General features: G+C 66.2%; 21 protein-coding genes. 19 read left to right on the top strand and 2 right to left on the bottom strand.

All coding sequences use genetic code 11. The annotated features are described in order from the left end of the window. Window positions 1-3: 3 nt before the first annotated feature. Complete coding sequence (locus QKE30_RS03500; protein WP_347934124.1) at window positions 4-555, bottom strand: TetR family transcriptional regulator; 552 nt, start codon at window positions 553-555, stop codon at window positions 4-6. A 67-nt stretch (window positions 556-622) separates the two neighbouring features. Between QKE30_RS03500 and QKE30_RS03495 the strand changes: the two genes are divergently transcribed. The 4 genes from QKE30_RS03495 (at window position 623) to nadC (ending at window position 3720) form a co-directional block, all read left to right on the top strand. Then, complete coding sequence (locus tag QKE30_RS03495; protein ID WP_347934123.1) at window positions 623-1180, top strand: hypothetical protein; 558 nt, start codon at window positions 623-625, stop codon at window positions 1178-1180. Between the two features lie 10 nt (window positions 1181-1190). Then, window positions 1191-1700 (top strand): hypothetical protein, encoded by a 510-nt coding sequence (locus QKE30_RS03490; protein ID WP_347934122.1) that lies wholly within the window; start codon window positions 1191-1193, stop codon window positions 1698-1700. Between the two features lie 68 nt (window positions 1701-1768). Next, the gene (gene nadA / locus QKE30_RS03485; protein WP_347934121.1) at window positions 1769-2797 is read left to right on the top strand and encodes a quinolinate synthase NadA; all 1029 of its coding nucleotides are present in this window, start codon (window positions 1769-1771) and stop codon (window positions 2795-2797) included. A gap of 2 nt (window positions 2798-2799) precedes the next feature. Then, entirely contained in the window at window positions 2800-3720 is a 921-nt protein-coding gene (nadC, locus tag QKE30_RS03480) for a carboxylating nicotinate-nucleotide diphosphorylase (protein ID WP_347934120.1), read from the top strand. A gap of 22 nt (window positions 3721-3742) precedes the next feature. Here nadC and QKE30_RS03475 read toward each other — a convergent pair whose 3' ends face one another. Further along, window positions 3743-4987: a hypothetical protein gene (locus QKE30_RS03475; protein WP_347934119.1), complete on the bottom strand. Its 1245-nt coding sequence runs from the start codon at window positions 4985-4987 to the stop codon at window positions 3743-3745. Between the two features lie 73 nt (window positions 4988-5060). Here QKE30_RS03475 and hisD point away from each other — a divergent pair, with 73 nt between their 5' ends. The 15 genes from hisD to lgt all read left to right on the top strand — a co-directional run bounded on the left by hisD (window position 5061) and on the right by lgt (window position 19345). Further along, window positions 5061-6428 carry a histidinol dehydrogenase gene (gene hisD / locus QKE30_RS03470; RefSeq protein ID WP_347934118.1) on the top strand — a complete coding sequence of 456 codons (1368 nt, stop codon included), beginning with the start codon at window positions 5061-5063 and terminating at the stop codon, window positions 6426-6428. 3 nt (window positions 6429-6431) lie between these two features. Next, on the top strand, window positions 6432-7553 hold the full coding sequence (locus tag QKE30_RS03465) for a histidinol-phosphate transaminase (protein ID WP_297668183.1): 1122 nt from the start codon (window positions 6432-6434) through the stop codon (window positions 7551-7553). A gap of 67 nt (window positions 7554-7620) precedes the next feature. Beyond that, on the top strand, window positions 7621-8235 hold the full coding sequence (gene hisB / locus QKE30_RS03460) for an imidazoleglycerol-phosphate dehydratase HisB (protein ID WP_297668185.1): 615 nt from the start codon (window positions 7621-7623) through the stop codon (window positions 8233-8235). Next, window positions 8235-9584, top strand: a complete 1350-nt coding sequence (locus tag QKE30_RS03455; protein ID WP_297668187.1) for an MFS transporter — start codon at window positions 8235-8237, stop codon at window positions 9582-9584. Before hisB ends, QKE30_RS03455 begins: the two co-directional genes overlap by 1 nt. Before the next feature lie 11 nt (window positions 9585-9595). Further along, entirely contained in the window at window positions 9596-10339 is a 744-nt protein-coding gene (gene hisH / locus QKE30_RS03450; RefSeq protein ID WP_297668189.1) for an imidazole glycerol phosphate synthase subunit HisH, read from the top strand. A gap of 69 nt (window positions 10340-10408) precedes the next feature. Further along, a complete protein-coding gene (priA, locus tag QKE30_RS03445; protein WP_297668191.1) occupies window positions 10409-11185 on the top strand; it encodes a bifunctional 1-(5-phosphoribosyl)-5-((5-phosphoribosylamino)methylideneamino)imidazole-4-carboxamide isomerase/phosphoribosylanthranilate isomerase PriA in 777 nt (258 codons plus the stop codon). After that, window positions 11185-12162 (top strand): inositol monophosphatase, encoded by a 978-nt coding sequence (locus tag QKE30_RS03440; protein WP_347934117.1) that lies wholly within the window; start codon window positions 11185-11187, stop codon window positions 12160-12162. Before priA ends, QKE30_RS03440 begins: the two co-directional genes overlap by 1 nt. Continuing rightward, window positions 12159-12941 carry an imidazole glycerol phosphate synthase subunit HisF gene (hisF, locus tag QKE30_RS03435; RefSeq protein WP_297668194.1) on the top strand — a complete coding sequence of 261 codons (783 nt, stop codon included), beginning with the start codon at window positions 12159-12161 and terminating at the stop codon, window positions 12939-12941. Before QKE30_RS03440 ends, hisF begins: the two co-directional genes overlap by 4 nt. Continuing rightward, complete coding sequence (gene hisI, locus QKE30_RS03430) at window positions 12938-13297, top strand: phosphoribosyl-AMP cyclohydrolase (protein ID WP_297668196.1); 360 nt, start codon at window positions 12938-12940, stop codon at window positions 13295-13297. Before hisF ends, hisI begins: the two co-directional genes overlap by 4 nt. Before the next feature lies 1 nt (window position 13298). Next, window positions 13299-14870, top strand: a complete 1572-nt coding sequence (locus QKE30_RS03425) for an anthranilate synthase component I (protein ID WP_347934116.1) — start codon at window positions 13299-13301, stop codon at window positions 14868-14870. Further along, complete coding sequence (locus tag QKE30_RS03420) at window positions 14867-15574, top strand: TIGR02234 family membrane protein (RefSeq protein WP_347934115.1); 708 nt, start codon at window positions 14867-14869, stop codon at window positions 15572-15574. The genes QKE30_RS03425 and QKE30_RS03420 overlap by 4 nt, the downstream gene beginning before the upstream one ends. Before the next feature lie 19 nt (window positions 15575-15593). Continuing rightward, window positions 15594-16403 (top strand): indole-3-glycerol phosphate synthase TrpC, encoded by an 810-nt coding sequence (gene trpC / locus QKE30_RS03415; protein WP_347934114.1) that lies wholly within the window; start codon window positions 15594-15596, stop codon window positions 16401-16403. 18 nt (window positions 16404-16421) lie between these two features. Continuing rightward, window positions 16422-17711 (top strand): tryptophan synthase subunit beta, encoded by a 1290-nt coding sequence (trpB, locus tag QKE30_RS03410; RefSeq protein ID WP_347934113.1) that lies wholly within the window; start codon window positions 16422-16424, stop codon window positions 17709-17711. Window positions 17712-17714: 3 nt separating this feature from the next. After that, window positions 17715-18485: a tryptophan synthase subunit alpha gene (trpA, locus tag QKE30_RS03405; RefSeq protein WP_347934112.1), complete on the top strand. Its 771-nt coding sequence runs from the start codon at window positions 17715-17717 to the stop codon at window positions 18483-18485. Next, window positions 18482-19345 carry a prolipoprotein diacylglyceryl transferase gene (gene lgt, locus QKE30_RS03400; protein ID WP_347934111.1) on the top strand — a complete coding sequence of 288 codons (864 nt, stop codon included), beginning with the start codon at window positions 18482-18484 and terminating at the stop codon, window positions 19343-19345. The genes trpA and lgt overlap by 4 nt, the downstream gene beginning before the upstream one ends. Window positions 19346-19370 lie beyond the last annotated feature (25 nt).

Raw genomic sequence — 19370 nt, 5'->3', positions numbered from 1 at the left:
ATTCTAACGGCTAAAACCGCTCAGTATTGTTTCTACTCCCAGCACTACTTCCTGGCGTGCGCGAGCCTCGGAGGGCGCGCCTGGTGCCTGTTCTTGTTCCTGCCCTTGCTTGCCTGCTGGTGCCCCCAAATTCATGGCGACGCTTTGGCGTGCCTGGAGTTCCAGCACAGAACCGAAAACAAAGCGCAGGAGGAGTTTCGCGCCGTCCAACGCGCTGCAGGCACCCTTGTGGTTAAGCTCTGCGTTCAGCTCTGCACTGAGCTCTTCGGCTAAGTCCCGGTCAAGCGTCTCACTGGCCACCGCTGCCAGCGTGATATCGGCACCGTCGCGCAGGGAGGTGAGGGCGTCAAAAAGAAAAGAACAATAATCCGCCGCACTTCCGGGGCGGGCAGGCACCGCAGTGAGGATCGACTCGGCAATACCTCCCAAAAGCGCCTGCTTGTTGGGGAAATGCCAGTACAGGGCGCCAGGGGCAACGTCGAGGGAGCGGGCGAGCCGCCGCATCGTGAGGTCGGCAAGGCCGTACTGCTGCAGGATGTCGACTGCGGTGCTCACGATTTTCTTGCGGTTTAACTGCACGGTGTCCAAGGGTAGTGGACTACATTGCCGTAGGGTGAGCGACATGAAGATTCGGAAGACATGCCTAGCCGCCCTGTGCGCCCTGCCCCTCGCATTGACGGCGTGCGGATCCGACGACGGGGATAACAGCGGCGAGTCGAGTCAAGCGAACGAAGCAAATCAAGCTGACCAGCCTGAAGGAGCGATGTCCGAGGGGCCGGTCTACACAACCCCGGCCAGCGACGGAGACAAGCAGCAGATCATCGACCTACTGCACGGGCTGAGCAACGGCGCCCGTCCCATGGACGAATACCTGCACTGGACCATTGACAACACCTGCCAAGCTGACATCGAACAGCAAGGCGGCGAGGAGGCCGCGCGCGAACAGGCAGACGCTTCCGCGGGACAGGGCAACTTCGACGAACAGCCGGGCCGCACCCCGAACATCACCGATATTCAGGAAGTGATGACCGAGGGCGACAAGGCACACGCCACGGTCACCATCTCCGAGGCCGAGCGGGAGGACTCCAACCGCATGTACTTCAAGCGTGAGGATGAGAAGTGGAAATTCTGCCACGCCGTGGGCGCACCGGACATTGCGGAAACCCAGGACGGCGAGTAGGTCCGGCGCGGTGAACAGAACTTTTAAGATCCCCCGCCCGATCGGGGAAGCGGCGCAGGTCCTCTTTATCACCCTGGTGAGCTTCCTGCTGCTGGGAGTGCTGTGGGGCGTGATCCACCCAACCTCCGAACTTGTGGTGGCTGCCGACGGCGGGGCAGACATCACGCCGGGAACCGAGGATGCCTCGTTCCGTGGATTTGCCTACTACCTGGGGCTGACGTCAGTGGCAGGCATCGCGGTGGCGCTGTGGGCGTTTCGCACGCGCATGCGGGGGCTGCTGATGATGCTGTGGACAGCCCTAGCCGTACTGTGGGGCGCCGTGGCGGCCTGGACGGTAGGCGTAAGCGTGGCCGATAAACTGCACACCGACCCAATCCCGGAGGATCCACAAGCGGGCGATGTCTTCCACATCTTGGAGGCCGTGAACCCTTCGGTGGGGCTGGTCGTGGCCCCGGCGCTGGCGCTGATTGCCTACTGGATGGCGGCGACCTTCGCAGATCCGGAGGACTTTGGGGACTAGCCGGGGGCAAGCGCAGCGAATAGGTAGAAATGCGCTGATATGGACTTGTTAGGGACTAAGGTGGGGGAATGCTTAACAAGACCATAGAGAGTATCACTCGCGTGGATGGCCTCTGGACCATGCCGGATAGCATCTCCACCGACGAGTGGGCCGCGGAAGTCCGCCGGCTGAAGGAAGAGAAGAATGCGCTGATCCTGGCGCACAACTATCAGCTGCCGGAGATCCAGGACATCGCCGACCACACTGGCGATTCCCTCGCGCTGTCGCGCATCGCAGCGGAGACAGACGCCGACGTGATTGTCTTCTGCGGCGTGCACTTTATGGCCGAGACCGCGAAGATCCTGTCGCCGGAAAAGACTGTTCTTATTCCTGACGCCAACGCGGGGTGCTCCCTGGCCGATTCCCTTAGCGCCGACGAGCTGCGTGAGTGGAAGGCCGAGCACCCGGGGGCGGTGGTGGTCAGCTATGTGAACACCACCGCCGACGTGAAGGCGCTGACGGATATCTGCTGCACAAGCTCCAACGCGGTGGATGTGGTGGCCAGCCTGCCGGAGGATCAGGAGGTGCTGTTCGGCCCCGACCAGTTCCTCGGAGCACACGTGCGCCGCGAGACCGGACGGGACAACATCCACGTCTGGGCGGGCGAATGCCACGTGCACGCCGGCATCTCCGGCCAGGAGCTGAGCCAGCAGGCGCACGACAACCCGACGGCGGACCTGTTTATCCACCCGGAGTGCGGCTGTGCCAACTCCGCCATCTACTTGGCGGGCGAGGGAATCGTGGAGCCGGAGCGGGTGAAGATGCTCTCTACCGGCGACATGATCTCCCAGGCCAAGTCCACCAACCAGCCCACCGTGCTGGTGGCCACCGAAGTCGGCATGCTGCACCAGCTGCGCCAGGCCAACCCCGAGGTGGACTTCCGCGCCGTGAACGACCGCGCGGCCTGCACGTACATGAAGATGATCACCCCGGCGGCCCTGCTGCGCTGCCTGGCGCTGGGCGAGGACGAGGTGACGGTGGATGAGGAGACCGCCGCCGCGGCCCGCCGATCCGTGGAGCGCATGATCGCCATCGGCAATCCGGGAAGCGGGGAGTAGAAGTGGAGCAGCAAGTAGTGGAGCTTCCCTATCCCGCACAGCTCACTGACCCCACCCGCATCCGCGCCGCGTATTTGCGCATGGCGAAGGTCGCGCTGGAAGAAGATTTCGGCGATGGTGCGGACGTCAGCACCCTGGCGACCGTGCCTGCCGAAGCCACCGGCGCGAAGGTCATGCGCGCCCGGCAGGCGGGCGTGATCAGCGGGCTGGATGCGCTGGCCATCGTCGCGGAAGTCGCCGACGAGCGGCACGTGGAGCTCGTCCCGCTGGTCGCCGACGGTGACCGCGTGGAGGCCGGGGCCGAGGTTGCCCGGGTGGAGGGCAAGATCCAGCACATCCTTATGCTTGAGCGCACTCTGCTGAACATCTTGAGCCACGCCTCCGGCATCGCCACCCAGACTCGCGCGTGGGTCGATGCGGTCGAGGCCGCGGCCATCAGCCCGCACGGCTGCAAGGTCCGTGATTCCCGCAAGACCCTGCCCGGCATGCGCATGCTGGAAAAGCGTGCGATCGTCCACGGCGGCGGCTACCCGCACCGCTACAACCTGGGCGACCAGGTGATGGTCAAGGACAATCACGTGGAGCTCTCGAGCGCCGCTGAGGCGTACGCGCGGGTGCGGGATTTCTTGGGGGAGGACGCCACCACGTGGGTAGAGGTCGAGGTGGATACCCTGGACCAGCTCTCCGACCTGCTGGCGGAGGGCAAGGCTCAGCCGCCGCAGGTGCTGCTGGATAACTTCACGGTGGAGGACACGCGCAAGGCCGTGGAGCTGCGCGACCAGTTGGCCCCGCAGGTGCTGCTGGAATCCTCCGGCGGGCTCACCCTGGACGTCGCCGGGGACTACGCTGCCGCGGGCGTGGAGTCCGTGGCCGTGGGCGGACTGACCCACAGCGTGCAGGCGCTGGACATCGGCCTGGACTAGGGTTCCTGGCCTTCCTGGCCTTTTAGGATTCCCAGCGCTCCAGCGCCGCGCGTCGGCGCTGGTCCAGCTCTGCGGCTATCTCCGCGTAGCCCAGCTCTGTGGCGGCGACTAACGCCATTGAGTAGCCGCCGATGGTGCGCTCGTCGTCGGCGCTGAACTCCGACCACTCCGCCACCAGGCGCGCATTCGCCAGAGCCTCCTCAAAAAGCCCGCAGTTTAACGCCGCCTCCGCCAGGGTGTAGCGCAGGTTCAGGATGGCGGGGGATAGGGGACAGCCCTCCGTAGCGGCCAGTACCGCGCTGGCGAGCTCCCAGGCCTCGCCCTCGCGCCCCTCGCCGAGTAGCGCCATCGCCGCCAGCCCCGCGCACTGCAGGGCGATCACCTCCGCATTCAGCTTCCCGGCCAGGCGCACGCACTCCTTCCAATGATCCGCCACGGCGGCCAGGGAGGAATCCTCGCCGGTGCTTTCGGTTGCTCGGAACATCTCGAAGTGCGCCAGCATGTCGTGTGCCTCATAGAGGGAAACTATCTGCGCGTCTGTGCTGCCGCCCAGCAGGGAGTTTTCCTCCAGGCGGTCGATCAGCGCCGTCACCCGGTCGTAGGCCTCCTCGCGCCGCCCGCGGAACCATGCCTCCTGGGCGAACCACAGCTGCCGGTCGGCCGTGCTCGGGGGTTTCGAGCCGAACCTCCGCACCAGTTGGGCGAAGGTGTCGGCGAAGTCGAAGGCTGTGGCGTCATCAGAAGAACCAGAAAGATTCGTGGCCACCGCAAAGCCCGTCGTGGCGGCCGAGGTCAACCGCGCGGCGATCGACCTGGGCAGGTCGCGGTGGGTGATGTGTGGCGCCTCGGCGAGGGTGGAGGAATCCGGATCCGGGCGAAAGTCCGCGAAGCCCTGCGCCAACTGTGCCAACATCTCGCGCGGCGAGTGCAGCTCGGCCAAGGTGGCGGGGCGCTCCTGAAGAGTCAGCGACTGGTGTGCCAGCAGCGCTAAGGCTTCCAGCGCCAGCGCGTGATCGTCGTTACTGCGCGCCCACGCTCGCAGGTCCCGCAAGACGGCGATGGCCTCGTCGGCGAAACCCAGGTGATCCGCGGCGCTGGCCCGCATGCTGTAGAACTCGCCCACCAGCTCGTCCGGCACCTCGTCGGGAGTGGCCAGCCAGTACTGCCGTGCGAAGTCGCTGGCCAGGCGCCAACTCGTCGCCGCCGAAGCACCCGATTGCGCGGCGGTGCGGCTGTCCCGGAGCAGTGAATGGAGTGTCTGGGCCATGGCGTAAACTTTAGCCGAGTACATAACCGCACATAATTATTCAGTATTAATCAGTAAGGAAGCTGCGTACACGATGACTAGCGCCCAGCTGGACTTTAGCCGGATCGATCTGCGGGGACAGGCCCCGACTACCGCCGAGCTGCGCCATCGGCTGCCGCGCGGGGGAACGGACGTGGACTCGGTGATCCCCACCGTCGCACCGATCGTCGACCAGGTGCGCGAAGGCGGGGCACGCGCAGCGCTGGAGATCGGGCAGCGCTTCGACGGCGTGACCCCGGATTCGGTGCGGGTTCCTGCTGAGGTTATTGACGCCGCCGTGGGGACTTTGGCCGACGATGTCATCGCTGCACTCGAAGAGGCCATCAAGCGGGTGCGTGCATTCCACTCCGCCATCCGGCCTGAAGACAAGCAGGTGGAGGTCGCGCCGGGCGGCATTGTGACCGAGCGGTTCATCCCCGTCCAGCGCGTGGGTCTGTACGCGCCGGGTGGCAACGCGGTGTACCCGTCGAGTGTGATCATGAACGTCGTGCCGGCTCAGGAGGCCGGGGTGGAGTCCCTCGTTGTGGCCTCCCCGCCGCAGGAGGGCAGCTGGCCGCACCCGACCGTGTTGGCGGCCTGCAAGCTGCTGGGCGTGGAGGAGGTCTGGGCCGTCGGCGGGGCGCAGGCAGTGGCGCTGCTCGCGCACGGCTCCACGGCAGAAGGCGGCGAGGAGCTGGAGCCGGTGGATATGGTGACCGGCCCGGGCAACATCTTCGTCACCGCCGCCAAGCGGCTGTGCCGCTCTGTGGTGGGCATCGACTCCGAGGCGGGCCCGACCGAGATCGCTGTGCTGGCCGACGAGAGTGCCAATGCGGTGGAAATCGCCTACGACCTGATTAGTCAGGCGGAGCACGACACGATGGCGGCCTCCGTGCTGATCACGGACAGCGAGAAGCTGGCCGACGAGGTGGTGGCCGAGATGAACGAGCGCTATCACATCACCGAAAACTCCGAGCGCGTCGCCGAGGCCTTGGGCGGGCAGCAGTCCGGCGTGGTGCTGGTGGACGACATCGCCGCGGGTATCCGCGCGGCGAACGCCTATGGCGCCGAGCACCTGGAGATCCACACCGAGGATTCCCACGAGGTCGCAGCGCAGATCACCAACGCCGGCGCGATCTTCATCGGCCGCTTCAGCCCGGTGCCGCTGGGCGACTACGCCGCTGGCTCCAACCACGTGCTGCCGACCTCCGGCACGGCGCGGCACTCCTCGGGGCTGTCCACCCTGATTTTCCTAAAGTCCGTGCACGTCATCGACTACAACGAGGAAGGCCTGCGGGGCGTGGCCGACACGGTGATCACCCTGTCTAAGTCCGAGGGGCTGCCCGCCCACGGCGAAGCCATCAGTGCACGTACAAACACAGCACGCACCAACACCGCAAACACCAACGGAACGGAGGGCTAGACCATGGCCGAGCAGAATAACCAGATCTCCCTGGCCGACCTGCCACTGCGCGAGGAGCTGCGCGGCAAGTCCGCCTACGGAGCCCCGCAGCTTTCCGTCGCCAACCAGCTGAACACCAACGAAAACCCCTATCCGCCGTCGCCGGAGATTGTTGAGGGCATCGCCCGCCGCGTGGCGGAACTGGGCAAGCAGCTGAACCGCTATCCAGACCGCGACGCAGTGGGGCTGCGTGAGGCCCTAGCGGCGTACGTGAGCCAGCAGACGGGTGTGGGCGTCACTAAAGAACAGGTATGGGCAGCCAACGGTTCCAACGAGGTATTGCAGCAGCTCTTGCAGGCTTTCGGCGGGCCTGGACGCAGCGCCATGGGCTTTGTGCCGAGCTACTCCATGCACCCGATCCTGGCCGCAGGCACGCAGACGGAGTTCGTTACGGTCGAGCGCCGCGCCGAGAACCGCTTCGACATCGACGTGGACGAGGCACTCGCCGCCATCGACGAGCGCCAGCCGAACGTCATCTTTATTACGACGCCCAACAACCCCACGGGCAACAGCACACCGTTGGCCGACATCGAGCGGATCCTGCAGGCAGCTCCCGGCATCGTGATCGTGGACGAGGCCTATGCGGAGTTCTCCGACGAACCGAGTGCGGTGGGGCTGCTGGAGCAGTACCCGACGAAGCTGGTGGTTTCCCGCACAATGTCCAAGGCCTTCGACTTCGCCGGCGGGCGGTTGGGCTACTTCGTGGCCCACCCGGCGTTCATCGAGGCCGTGATGCTGGTGCGCCTGCCGTATCACCTGGCGACCCTGTCGCAGGCGGCGGCGGAGGTGGCTCTGGAGCACTCCGCAGCCACGCTGCAGACGGTGGAGAAGCTGCGCCAGGAGCGCGACCGAGTGGTTGCCCGCCTGCGCGAGCTGGGCTACGACGTGATCGACTCGCACTCGAACTTCGTGTTCTTCGGCGGCTTCGCCCACGTCGGCGATTCGGCCACGGTGTGGCAGCGCTTCCTAAACCAAGAGGTGCTGATCCGTGACGTCGGCGTGGCCGGCTGGCTGCGCGCAACCATCGGGCTGCCGGAGGAAAACGATGCGTTTCTTGCCGCCGCCGCCAAGATGATGGACGATTAGACACATTAGTACAGACGTTTCAAGAGCTTTTAGAGAACGAGACTAGAGAGGTAGGTGCAAAGCCACCGTGGCCACGAACCCCACCCCGCGCATCGGGAAGGCCCAGCGCGCCACCAAAGAATCAGACATCCAGGTCGAGTGGAACCTGGACGGCACCGGCAAGACCGACATCGATACGGGGGTGCCGTTCTTCGACCACATGTTGACTGCCCTCGGCGCGCACGGTTCCTTTGACCTGAAGGTTCACGCCCGCGGCGACGTAGAGATCGACGCACACCACACCGTCGAGGACACTGCGATTGTGATGGGCCAGGCCCTGGCGCAGGCGCTGGGCGACAAGGCGGGCATCCGCCGCTTCGGCGATGCTTTCATCCCGATGGATGAAACGCTGGTGCACGCCGCCGTGGACGTATCGGGGCGCCCGTACTACGTGGGCGTGGGGGAGCCGGAGCAGATGCTCAGCGCGGTGATCGGCGGCCACTACGCCACCGTCATCAACCAGCACTTCTTTGAGACCCTGGCGCTGAACTCGCGCATTGCCCTGCACGTGCGCTGCCTGTACGGCCGCGACTCGCACCACATCACCGAGGCGGAGTTTAAGGCCGTGGCCCGCGCGCTGCGCGCCGCCGTGGAGGACGACCCGCGCGTGGGCGGGGTTCCGTCGACCAAGGGAACACTGTAATGGCGCGCCCGAAGGCGCTGACCATTGAAGAACTAGAAAAGATCGATTCCGTGTGGAAGGCCCCCGGCCTGATCGCCACACTGGTGTCGGTCTTCTGTGCGTTCGGTGGCTGGGCGCTACTCCTGCCGGTCATCCCCCTGGCCGTGATCGATGGGGGCGGAACCGATAGCGTGGCGGGCCTGTCCACGGGCGTGTTCATGGCCGCCACTGTGCTGACGCAGGCCTTCACCCCGCGCCTGCTGCGCGCCGTGGGCTATGCGCCCGTGATGCTGGGGGCCGCGCTGCTGTTGGGCTTCCCGGCGCTGGTGTACGTGGCCGACATGTCCGCGGTGACGGTGCTGGCCATCGCCGCCGTGCGTGGCGTGGGCTTCGGTGCGGTGACGGTGACGGAGGCCGCGCTGATCGCGGAGCTGGTGCCGCCGCGCCTGGTCGGTCGATCCTCCGGCGTGTTCGGCGCGACGGTGGGCGTGACACAGCTGATTAGCTTCCCGCTGGGTATGTGGCTCTACGGCAGCTTCGGCCTGGTCGGAGTGTGCTCGGCCGCGGCGTTGTACTCGGCCGTGGGAGCCCTGGCTGCGCTGCAGCTGCCGAAGGTCGAACGCGAGAACTCGCCCGGTGTGGCCGCCGATATTCCCGACAATGCAACCTCGCAGACGGACTACACTCCGGAGGCGCCCCGCGTGGCTATCTGGAAGCTGGCCACCGTGCCAGGGCTTTCCATCGGCGCGGCCGCCGTGGGCTTCGCCGGGTTCAGCACGTTCCTGGCGCCCGCCGCCGGCGAGATCGACGTGGCAGTGGCCGCCACCATCTCTGGCCTGGCGCTGAGCGTGGTGGGCTTGATGCAGATCGGCTCCCGCCTGTTCAGCGGTTGGTACGCCGACCGCGTGGGCGAGCCGGGACGCCTGAACGCGCTGGGTCTGGTTCTGTGCATGGTGGGCCTGGCCTCTGCGGCCATCATGCTGGCCGTACACCCCACGGGCGGGTTGTTGCTGCTCTGGTCGCTGCTGTCGGCTGCGTTCTTCGGCGCGGGCTTCGGCATCAACCAGACCGAGGCGCTGCTGATGCTCTTCGACCGACTGCCCAGGGTCGAGTCCGCCAAGGCGTCGGCGCTGTGGAACATGACCTTCGACGGGGGCACCGGTGTGGGCGCGATCTTGCTGGGTTTTGTGGCCGGTGCGCTGACCTACCAGGGGGCCTTCATCACCGCCGGGGTGGTCGCCGCGTTCGGCTTTGTGGTGGCTATCCTCGACCGGATTGTGGGGCGTCACCGCGTCGCCGAGTACGGCAATGTGCGCGAAACATTGCGTCGAGTGCGACGACGTGAACTGCGCCCGGGTAAGTCCGGCTAGGATTACCAGTTATGAATTCTTCTCTTTCTTCTCGACGCCCACATGTCGCCCTCCTGGACTACGGCAGCGGAAACGTACGCTCCGCCCAGCGAGCGGTTGAAAAGGCAGGGGCCGAGGTTGAGGTGACCCGCGACCCGGAGACGGTACAGCGGGCCGACGGGCTGCTGGTGCCGGGCGTGGGCGCCTACAGTGCGTGCATGCAGCAGCTGCACAGTGTGTACGGGGACCGTCTGATCGGCCAGCGACTGGCGGGCGGGCGCCCGGTGCTGAGCATCTGCGTGGGCATGCAGATCCTCTTCGACCGGGGAGTGGAGTTCGTGGAAGGCACGGAAGAGGCTCGCGCAGAAGATAACAGCGCAGGAAACGTTAACTTCATGGAGGGCATGGGTGAGTGGCCCGGCACCGTGGAGAAGCTGGATGCCGACGTGCTGCCGCACATGGGCTGGAACACCGTGGAGGTCGGCGATGGCTCCTCGGCCAGCGCGCTAGGCAAGCCCGCAGCCGAGCCGACGAAGATGTTCGCCGGTATCAAGGAGTCCGAGCGCTTCTACTTCGTCCACTCCTATGGCGTGCAGGAGTGGGAGCTACTGACCGATGGGCGCACCGAGCCGCCGCTGGTGCACTGGGCGAGCCACGGCCGCAGCCGCTTCGTCGCCGCCGTGGAAAATGGTCCGCTGTGGGCTACGCAGTTCCACCCGGAGAAGTCTGGTGACGCAGGGCTAAAGCTGCTGCAGAACTGGGTGGACACGCTCTAGCTCTAGAAATAGCACTAGTTTTCATTGATTTAATCGTCGCCGACCTCGATACACGTTAGGATTCTCCCTATGGCTTCTACTGATAATTCCCGTGCCCTGACCCTGCTTCCCGCCGTCGACGTAGCCGACGGCCAGGCCGTCCGCCTAGTACAGGGCGCGGCGGGCACGGAAACCAGCTACGGAGCACCGATCGAGGCCGCCCTTGCCTGGCAGAACGCGGGCGCGGAGTGGATCCACCTGGTGGACCTCGACGCAGCCTTCGGCCGGGGCAGCAACTTCGAGCTGCTCAAGGAGGTCACCGGCCAGCTGGACGTGAATGTGGAGCTATCCGGCGGTATCCGCGACGATGAGTCGCTGGAGCGCGCCCTGTCCACCGGCTGCCACCGCGTGAACATCGGCACCGCAGCGCTGGAGGATCCGGACTGGTGCGAGTCCGTCATCTCCCGCTACGGCGACAAGGTGGCCATCGGCCTGGACACCCGCGAGATCGACGGCGAGTGGCGCCTGCGCGGCCGCGGCTGGACTTCCGACGGCGGCGAGCTGTGGGAGGTTCTGGAGCGCCTGGATTCCCAGGGCGTTTCCCGCCTGGTGGTTACCGACGTCAGCCGCGACGGCATGCTGAACGGCCCGAACATCGACCTGCTGCGTGAGGTCGCGGCTGCCACCGACGCACCGGTTGTGGCCTCCGGCGGCATCTCCAGCCTGGACGACATCCGCGCGCTGGCTGCCGTGGTACACGAGGGTGTGGACTCCGCGATCGTGGGCAAGGCCCTGTACGCGGGCAAGTTCACCTTGGAGGAGGCCCTGGAAGCGGCCCGGGAAACGACAAGGGGGAGCGACAGCTAATGACAGCCTTCCACGGACTGTCCCCGGAGGAACTGGATACCCGCTCGCTGCTGGCCATCGCCGAGGCGGCGGTGGACGAGGCCGAGACGACGTTTACCGCCGCCGTCGGCGCGGAGCCGGAGGTAATCAAGTCCCCCGGCGACTTCGCCACCGAGGCGGACCTGAGTGTCGAACGCCAGCTGCGCACGCTGCTGACGCAATACACCGGCTTGCCCGTGCACGGCGAGGAGTTCGGCACGGTGCGTCCCGGCGAGATCCCGGGGGAGAACATCACCGAGCCGAACCCCAGCGACGCGATGGCGGACGGGCTGGACGGCCCGCGCCGCAAGTCTCTCGAAGCCGGGGACCAAGAACTGCCAGAGACTTTCTGGGTGGTGGACCCCATCGACGGCACCGCCAACTACGCGGTGGGAAATCCTTTTGCCTGCATCCTGGTTTCCCTGGTGCACCAGGGGCAGACCATGGTCTCCGTCACCGAGATGCCGCTGCTGGGCAAGCGCATCACCGCCCGCCGAGGCGAGGGGCTGCTGGTGGACGGCCACCCGGCCCGCGCCATGCCGTCGTCGGATCCGGGGGTGACGCAGATTAGTTTCGGCTCCATCCTGTCGCAGCGCCGCGGCAACCTGCCGATTTCCTACCGCCAGGACATGCTCAATGAGATCGGCAAGTCCTACCCGCGCATGCGCGTCACCGGCTCGGTGGGCATCGACCTGGCATTCACCGCCGCCGGCGTGTTCGGCGGCACTGTCACCTTCAGCCCCAACCTGTGGGACAACGCTGCCGGCATCCTCGCCGTGGAGGAAAACGGTGGCATCGCCACCGACTTCGCTGGCAACCCGTGGCGCCCGGGCGTTTCCGGCCTGGTCGCAGGCGAGCCGGAGGTGCACGCCACCATCCTGCAGCACATTCAGGCCGTGCCGATTGGCACCGCCGCCCGCAACGCCCAGGAGATCCGCGACCGAGGAGGCATCCGATGAGTGTTACCGTGCGCGTTATCCCGTGCCTGGACGTGGATAACGGCCGCGTCGTCAAGGGCGTGAACTTCGAGGGCCTGCGCGACGCTGGTGACCCCGTGGAGCTGGCCAAGCGCTACGACGCGCTGGGCGCCGACGAGCTGACTTTCCTGGACGTCTCCGCCTCCAAGGACGGCCGCGGCACCATGCTGGACGTCGTGCGCCACACCGCCGACCAGGTGTTCATCCCGCTGACCGTCGGCGGGGGAGTGCGCAGCGAGGAGGACGTGGACGCCCTGCTGCGCGCCGGCGCCGACAAGGTCAGCGTCAATTCCTCGGCAGTCGCCCGACCCGAGCTGTTGCGCGAGCTTTCCCAGCGCTTCGGCGCACAGTGCATCGTCCTGTCCGTGGACGCTCGCCGTGTGAAGGACCGCGCGGAGGTGGACAAGTACCCATCCGGTTTTGAGGTCACCACCCACGGCGGCACCAAGTCCGCCGGGCTGGATGCCATCGAGTGGGTCCGCAAGGGCGAGGAGCTGGGCGTGGGGGAGATCCTGCTGAACTCCATGGACGGCGACGGCACCAAGGCCGGCTTCGACATCGAGATGCTGCAGGCCGTGCGCAAGGCGGTTTCCATCCCCGTCATCGCCTCCGGCGGCGCGGGCGCCCCGGAACACTTTCCGCCCGCCGTGGAGGCAGGCGCGGACGCCGTGCTGGCGGCCTCCATCTTCCACTTCGGTGAGGTGGAGATCCGCGAGGTCAAGCAGGCCCTGGCCGATGCGGGCTACGAGGTACGACTGTGAGCGCCACTGACCCGGCAAGCTACGAGCTAGACCGCGCCATCGCCGAGCGCGTCCGCTTTAACGCAGACGGCCTGGTGCCCGCCATCGTCCAGGACATCACGAATGGCGACGTGCTGATGATGGCGTGGATGAACGACCACGCCCTGGCTCACACCCTGGCCACGAAGAAGGGCACCTACTGGTCCCGGTCACGCCAGTCCTACTGGATCAAGGGCGAGACCAGCGGCCACACCCAGCGCGTCGAAGAGGTGCGCCTGGACTGCGACGGCGATACGGTGCTGCTGAAGATCGAGCAGACCGGCGCGGCCTGCCACACCGGCGACCGCACTTGTTTTGACGCCGACCGCTTGGCCTAACATGTCAGACATGGGTGACAACACTTCCAGCAAGTCCGTCGGCGACCTGACAAGCCTTGAGACCTTCCGCGAGCTCGCGGCAAACCACCGCGTGGTGCCCGTAGTTCGCAAGGTCCTCGCCGACGGAGAGACCGCCCTGTCCGCCTACCGGAAGCTCGCCGACGGCCGCCCCGGCACGTTCCTGCTGGAATCGGCGGCGCACGGCCAGTCGTGGGATCGCTACTCCTTCATCGGCACCGGCGCTCGCTGCGCCCTGACGGCCAAAGACAGCGTGGACGGCGGGGCGGCGCGCTGGATCGGCCGGCCGCCGGTGGACATCCCAGAGGGCACCGACCCACTGGATGCGATCCGCAATACGCTGGCACACCTGGAGACCGCCCCGATGCCGGGACTACCACCGCTGACCAGCGGCTTGGTGGGCTACATGGGCTACGACATGATCCGCTACATCGAATCCGTGCCGGACACCTGCACCGACGACCTGAACATTCCCGACATGGTGCAGCTGCTGGTGGAGGACATGGCCGTCGTCGACCACTACGAAGGCACCATCTGGCTGATCGCCAGCGTGATCAACTGGGATAACTCCGACGAGCGGGTGGACGAGGCATACGCCGAGGCCGTGGACCGGCTAGACACCATGGTGGAACGGCTGGCCACGGGCACGGCAGGGGGCGTCACTACCTTTGCAACCCCCACGCCTAAGTACCGCAGGCAGCGCACCTACGACGACCACCGCGAGCGCATCGGCAAGGTCAAGGAGCACATCAAGGCCGGCGATGCTTTCCAGGTGGTGCTCTCGCAGCGCTTCGAAATGGAGACCGACGTCGACCCGATCGACATCTATCGCATGCTGCGAGTATCGAATCCTTCGCCCTACATGTTCCTGGTTAACGTGCCTACCGAGGGTTTTGACGCCACCGCGTTCCACATCATCGGCTCCTCCCCGGAATCGCTGGTGCAGGTCCGTGACGGCAATGTCACGACGTTCCCCATCGCGGGATCCAGGCCGCGCGGCGAGACGGTGGAACAGGACTTCGCCTTCGAACGCGAGCTGGTCAACGACGAGAAGGAAAACTCCGAACACTTGATGCTGGTGGACCTGGGGCGCAACGACCTCGGAAGGGTCAGCGAACCCGGCACGGTGGAAGTGCACGACTTCCGCCACGTGGAGCGCTACTCGGCGGTGATGCACCTGGTATCCGGTGTCAGCGGCAAGCTGGCCGCGGGGAAGACGGCGGTGGATGCATTCAATGCGACGTTCCCGGCCGGGACCCTGTCGGGCGCGCCGAAGCCCTCGGCGCTGAAGATCATCGACACGCTGGAGGACACGCGCCGCGGAGTGTACGGCGGCACAGTCGGCTACTTCGACTTTTCCGGCAACACCGACCAATCCATAGCCATCCGCACTGGGCTGTACAAGGACGGCACTGTGTACGTCCAAGCTGGCGGCGGAATCGTAGCGGACTCCGACCCGGAGGCGGAGGACCTGGAGACCCGCAACAAGGCCGCGGCGGTGCTGCGGGCGGTGGCTGCGGCGGAGACCATGAAGAACGCAGGGGAGAAGCAGTGAGCAAGAGCACGGCAGAGGACATAAAAGGGGACGTAACCCAGAAGGCCAAGCGCATCCGGCAGATCGCGCTGCTGTGCGTGGTTCTGAGCGCGGCGGGCCTGTGGGGCGCGAGCCGCCTGAAGTTCGTAACTGTGGCCGTCGACGATGACAAGGCCGGAGCCTCCACCAAGGAGCTAGTGGGATCCGTTTGGGATCCCGCGCTGGTGCCGCTGGCACTGGCTATGGTGGCCGCGCTGATCCTGTCAATGGCCGTCCAACCCATGGTCCGCAGGGTACTGGGCGTGGTTATCGGTGCCCTGGCGGCCACGGCCAGCTTCCGCGCGGTGCAGTTGCTGAGCAGCGACGTGGACCTGGCCCGCGCGCAGAGCCTACTGCGAAGTGGCGCGGCCACGCAGAAGGAATCCGACCCAGTGCAGATTTCCGAGTGGGCGCGAGTTGTCAGCGGTGAGGTGCACTCGTTGGGCATCGTGTTGGTTCTTTTAGCGGCGGCAATCGGTGTGGTCGGCGGCGCGATCCTGATTCTGCGCCCCGGCCAGCAGTCCAAGGGACACAGCCGCTACGAGACCCCGGAGGTGCGCCGCGCGGACGCGGAAGAGGACCTCGCGGAGAATCCAGATTCAACCCGCGTGCTGTGGGATGCCCTGGATGCGGGGGTGGACCCGACCGAAGAATCCGATTTCTCCCGCACCAAGCAGGGGCGATAAGGTCAAGGGTGTGACACACATGACAGTTCTCGACCAGATCATCGCCGGGGTGCTTGAAGACCAGGCCGAGCGGGAAGCTAGGATCCCATACAAGGAGATCAAGGCCATGTCCCTGGACGCACCTCCGGCGCTCGACGCCCACGCCGCGCTGGCCGCCCCCGGCGTCAGCCTCATCGCCGAGGTGAAGCGCGCCAGCCCCTCCAAGGGAGACCTCGCTGAGATCGCCGAGCCGGAAGTGCTGGCGAAGGCCTACGAGGACAACGGGGCCACCGCTATCAGTTGCCTCACCGAGCAGCGCCGCTTCAAGGGCTCCCTGGAAGACTTCGACGCGGTGCGCCGCGCGGTGAACATTCCGCTGCTGCGCAAGGACTTCACGGTGAACCCGTACCAGATCCACGAGGCCCGAGCGCACGGCGCGGACATTGTGCTGCTCATCGTCGCAGCCCTCGAGCAGCAGCGCCTGGAATCCCTGCTGGACCGCACCGAGTCCCTGGGCATGACCGCCCTGGTGGAAGTGCACACCGCCGAGGAGGCCGAGCGTGCTGTCGCCGCAGGCGCCAAGGTCATTGGCGTCAACGCCCGAAACCTCAAGACGCTGGACGTCGACCCGCAGGTGTTCAGCAAGATCGCCCCAACACTTCCGGACGACGTGGTGAAGATCGCAGAGTCGGGCGTCAAGAATAAAAGCGACCTCAACGCCTATGCCGCAGCGGGCGCGGACGCAGTGCTTGTCGGCGAAGGCCTGGTCACCGCAGGTAACCCCGCACAGGCGTGCCGGGACCTCGCCGCGGCGGGGAAGCACCCCGCCTGCCCCCAAAAAAATTCCTAAGCGATAGCATATAAAACTGTGACTACCGAGAAGACCTTCAAGAACGCCGACGCGCAGGGCAAGGCCCTGCCGACGGTAGGCGAGATCCTGGCGACCGCCACCCACCACGAGCCCGACGAGCGCGGACACTGGGGTGACTTCGGCGGCCGCTACGTCCCCGAGGCCCTCATGGCAGTGATCGAAGAGATCACCGACGCCTGGGCGAAGGCCCGCTCGGACCAGGGTTACCTGGACCAGCTTGACGAGCTGCACCGCACCTACACCGGCCGCCCGTCGCCGCTGTACTACGCGGCCCGCTTCTCCGAGGCCGTGGGTGCCGAAGTGTGGCTGAAGCGCGAGGACCTGAACCACACTGGCTCCCACAAGATCAACAACGTGCTGGGGCAGGTGCTGCTGGCCAAGCGCATGGGCAAGACCCGCGTGATCGCGGAGACCGGCGCGGGCCAGCACGGTGTGGCCACGGCGACGGCCTGTGCGCTGCTCGGCCTGGAATGCCGGATCTACATGGGGGCTGTGGACGCCGAACGTCAGGCCCTCAACATTGCCCGCATGCGCCTGCTCGGCGCCCACGTGGAGGTAGTGGAGATCGGCTCCCGCACCCTGAAGGACGCGATCAACGAGGCCATGCGCTTCTGGGTTTCCAACGCCGACGACACCTACTACTGCTTCGGCACCGCCGCCGGCCCGCACCCGTTCCCGCAGATGGTGCGCGACCTGCAGTGCGTGATCGGCGTGGAGGCACGCCAGCAGCTGCTGGCCGAAACCGGCAAGCTGCCCGACGCCGTGGTGGCCTGCGTGGGCGGCGGCTCCAACGCGATCGGACTGTTCCACCCGTTCATCGAGGACGAAGGCGTGGACATTGTCGGCGCTGAGGCCGCGGGCGACGGTGTGGAGACCGGGCGCCACGCCGCGCCGATCAACCTGGGGCTGCAGGGCGTGTTCCAGGGTTCCTTCGCCGACCTGATGCAGGACGAGGACGGGCAGATCATCGAATCTCACTCCATCTCCGCCGGGTTGGACTACCCGGGTGTGGGACCGGAGCACTCTAAGCTGCACGCGGAGGGGCGCGCCCGCTACCTGCCGATCACCGACTCCGAGGCCATGGACGCCTTCAAGCAGCTGACCCGCCTGGAGGGCATTATTCCCGCCATCGAGTCTTCCCACGCCGTCGCCGCCGCCATCAAGGTGGCTGCGGAGAAGCCGGGCGCCACGCTGATTGTGAACATTTCCGGCCGCGGCGACAAGGACGTCAACACGGCCGCGAAGTGGTTCGACATGCTGGACCAGAAGAGCGAGAAGGACGGCTGACCCATGACCTCCCGACTTTCTAAGGTTTTCACCGACGCGCGCGCCGAGGGAAGGGCCGCACTCGTGGCCTACTTCCCGGCCGGCTACCCCACGGTGGCTAAGTCCAAGGAGCTCGTCGCCGAGCTAGCCCAGCACGCCGACCTGATCGAGGTGGGTATTCCGTTCACTGACCCGATGATGGACGGCCCGACCATCCAGGCCGCCGCCAACGAAGCTTTGGACAACGGTTTCCGTGTGAAGGACACTCTCGAGGTCGTCCGCGCTGTCACCGAGGCGGGTGGCCAGGCCGTCATCATGTCCTATTGGAACCCCGTGCTGCAGTACGGCCCGGAGAAGTTCGCCGCCGACTTGGCCGCCGCCGGGGGACTGGGCTCCATCATCCCGGACCTGCTGCCGGAGGAAGCCGGCCGTTGGGCGGAGGCCTGCAAGGCCAATGACCTATCGCCGGTCTATCTCGTCGCGCCCTCCACCACGCCCGAGCGCATGGCCCTTACTGTTGACGCCGGCGACGGCTTCATCTACGCAGCATCCCACATGGGGGTGACGGGCGCGCAGGACGAGGTCTCCAGTTCCGCTGAGGAGCTGGTCGCCCGCGTCCGCGAGGCCACGGACCTGCCGGTGGCAGTGGGACTGGGCGTGAAGACCGGCGAGCACGCGGCGAACATCGCCTCTTACGCCGACGGCGTGATAGTCGGCTCCGCGCTGATCCAGGCCGCAGCCGACGGCAACCTGGGCGAACTGGCCGCAGAGCTGGCCCGAGGCGTTCGCGCATGATCGCGGCGGCTATTCCCTCGCCACCGCAGGGTGTCTGGGATCTAGGCCCCATTCCCATCCGCGCCTACGCACTGTGCATCCTTACCGGCGTGATCGTGGCCTACTTCTGGACACGCCGTCGCTACGCGAAGCTGGGCGGGGACCCGGAGGTCACCGTCGACGCGCTGCTCGTCGCCGTGCCCGCGGGCATCATCGGCGCCCGGATTTACCACGTGATTACCGATCACGATAAGTATTTCGGTGAGGGCAAAGACCCCACCCAGGTGTTCAACATCACCAATGGCGGTTTGGGGATCTGGGGCGGAGTCGTCCTGGGCTCCCTGGCCGTGTGGCTGCTGTTCAAGGCCAAGGGCCTGCCGCTGGGCACCTTCGCCGCGGCCGTGGCGCCGACGGTCCCGCTGGCGCAGGCCATCGGCCGACTCGGAAACTGGTTCAACCAGGAGCTCTACGGCGGACCCAGCGACGCTCCCTGGGCGCTGGAGATCTACCGCCGCGTAGATGAAAACGGCTACTCCGCGCCCATCACCGGGCATTCCACCGGGGAAGTGCTGGCCACCGTCCAGCCGACGTTCCTCTACGAGCTGATCTGGAACCTACTCGTGGTCGTACTGCTGCTCGTCGCGGAACGCTACTGGCGCGTTGGCGGGGGCAGACTGTTCACCCTCTACGTCATGGGCTACACCTTCGGTCGCTTCTTCATCGAAAACATGCGCACAGACGCCGCCACCACCGTGTTCGGCGACGTGCGCATCAACGTTGTCGTTTCCGCAGTGGTGTTCCTCGCCGCGACAGCACTGTTCATCTGGTGGACGGTGCAGCAACGCAAGGCTGAGGGCGTCACAAAAGAAGAAGCGAAGTAGCGGGGACAACGCTGCGGGGCTATCC

The sequence above is a fragment of the Corynebacterium sp. c24Ua_83 genome, from assembly GCF_039907245.1.
GTDB lineage: Bacteria > Actinomycetota > Actinomycetes > Mycobacteriales > Mycobacteriaceae > Corynebacterium.
The sequence above is the reverse complement of the archived record's forward strand: the minus strand, read 5'-3'. Positions and strand labels throughout refer to the sequence as shown.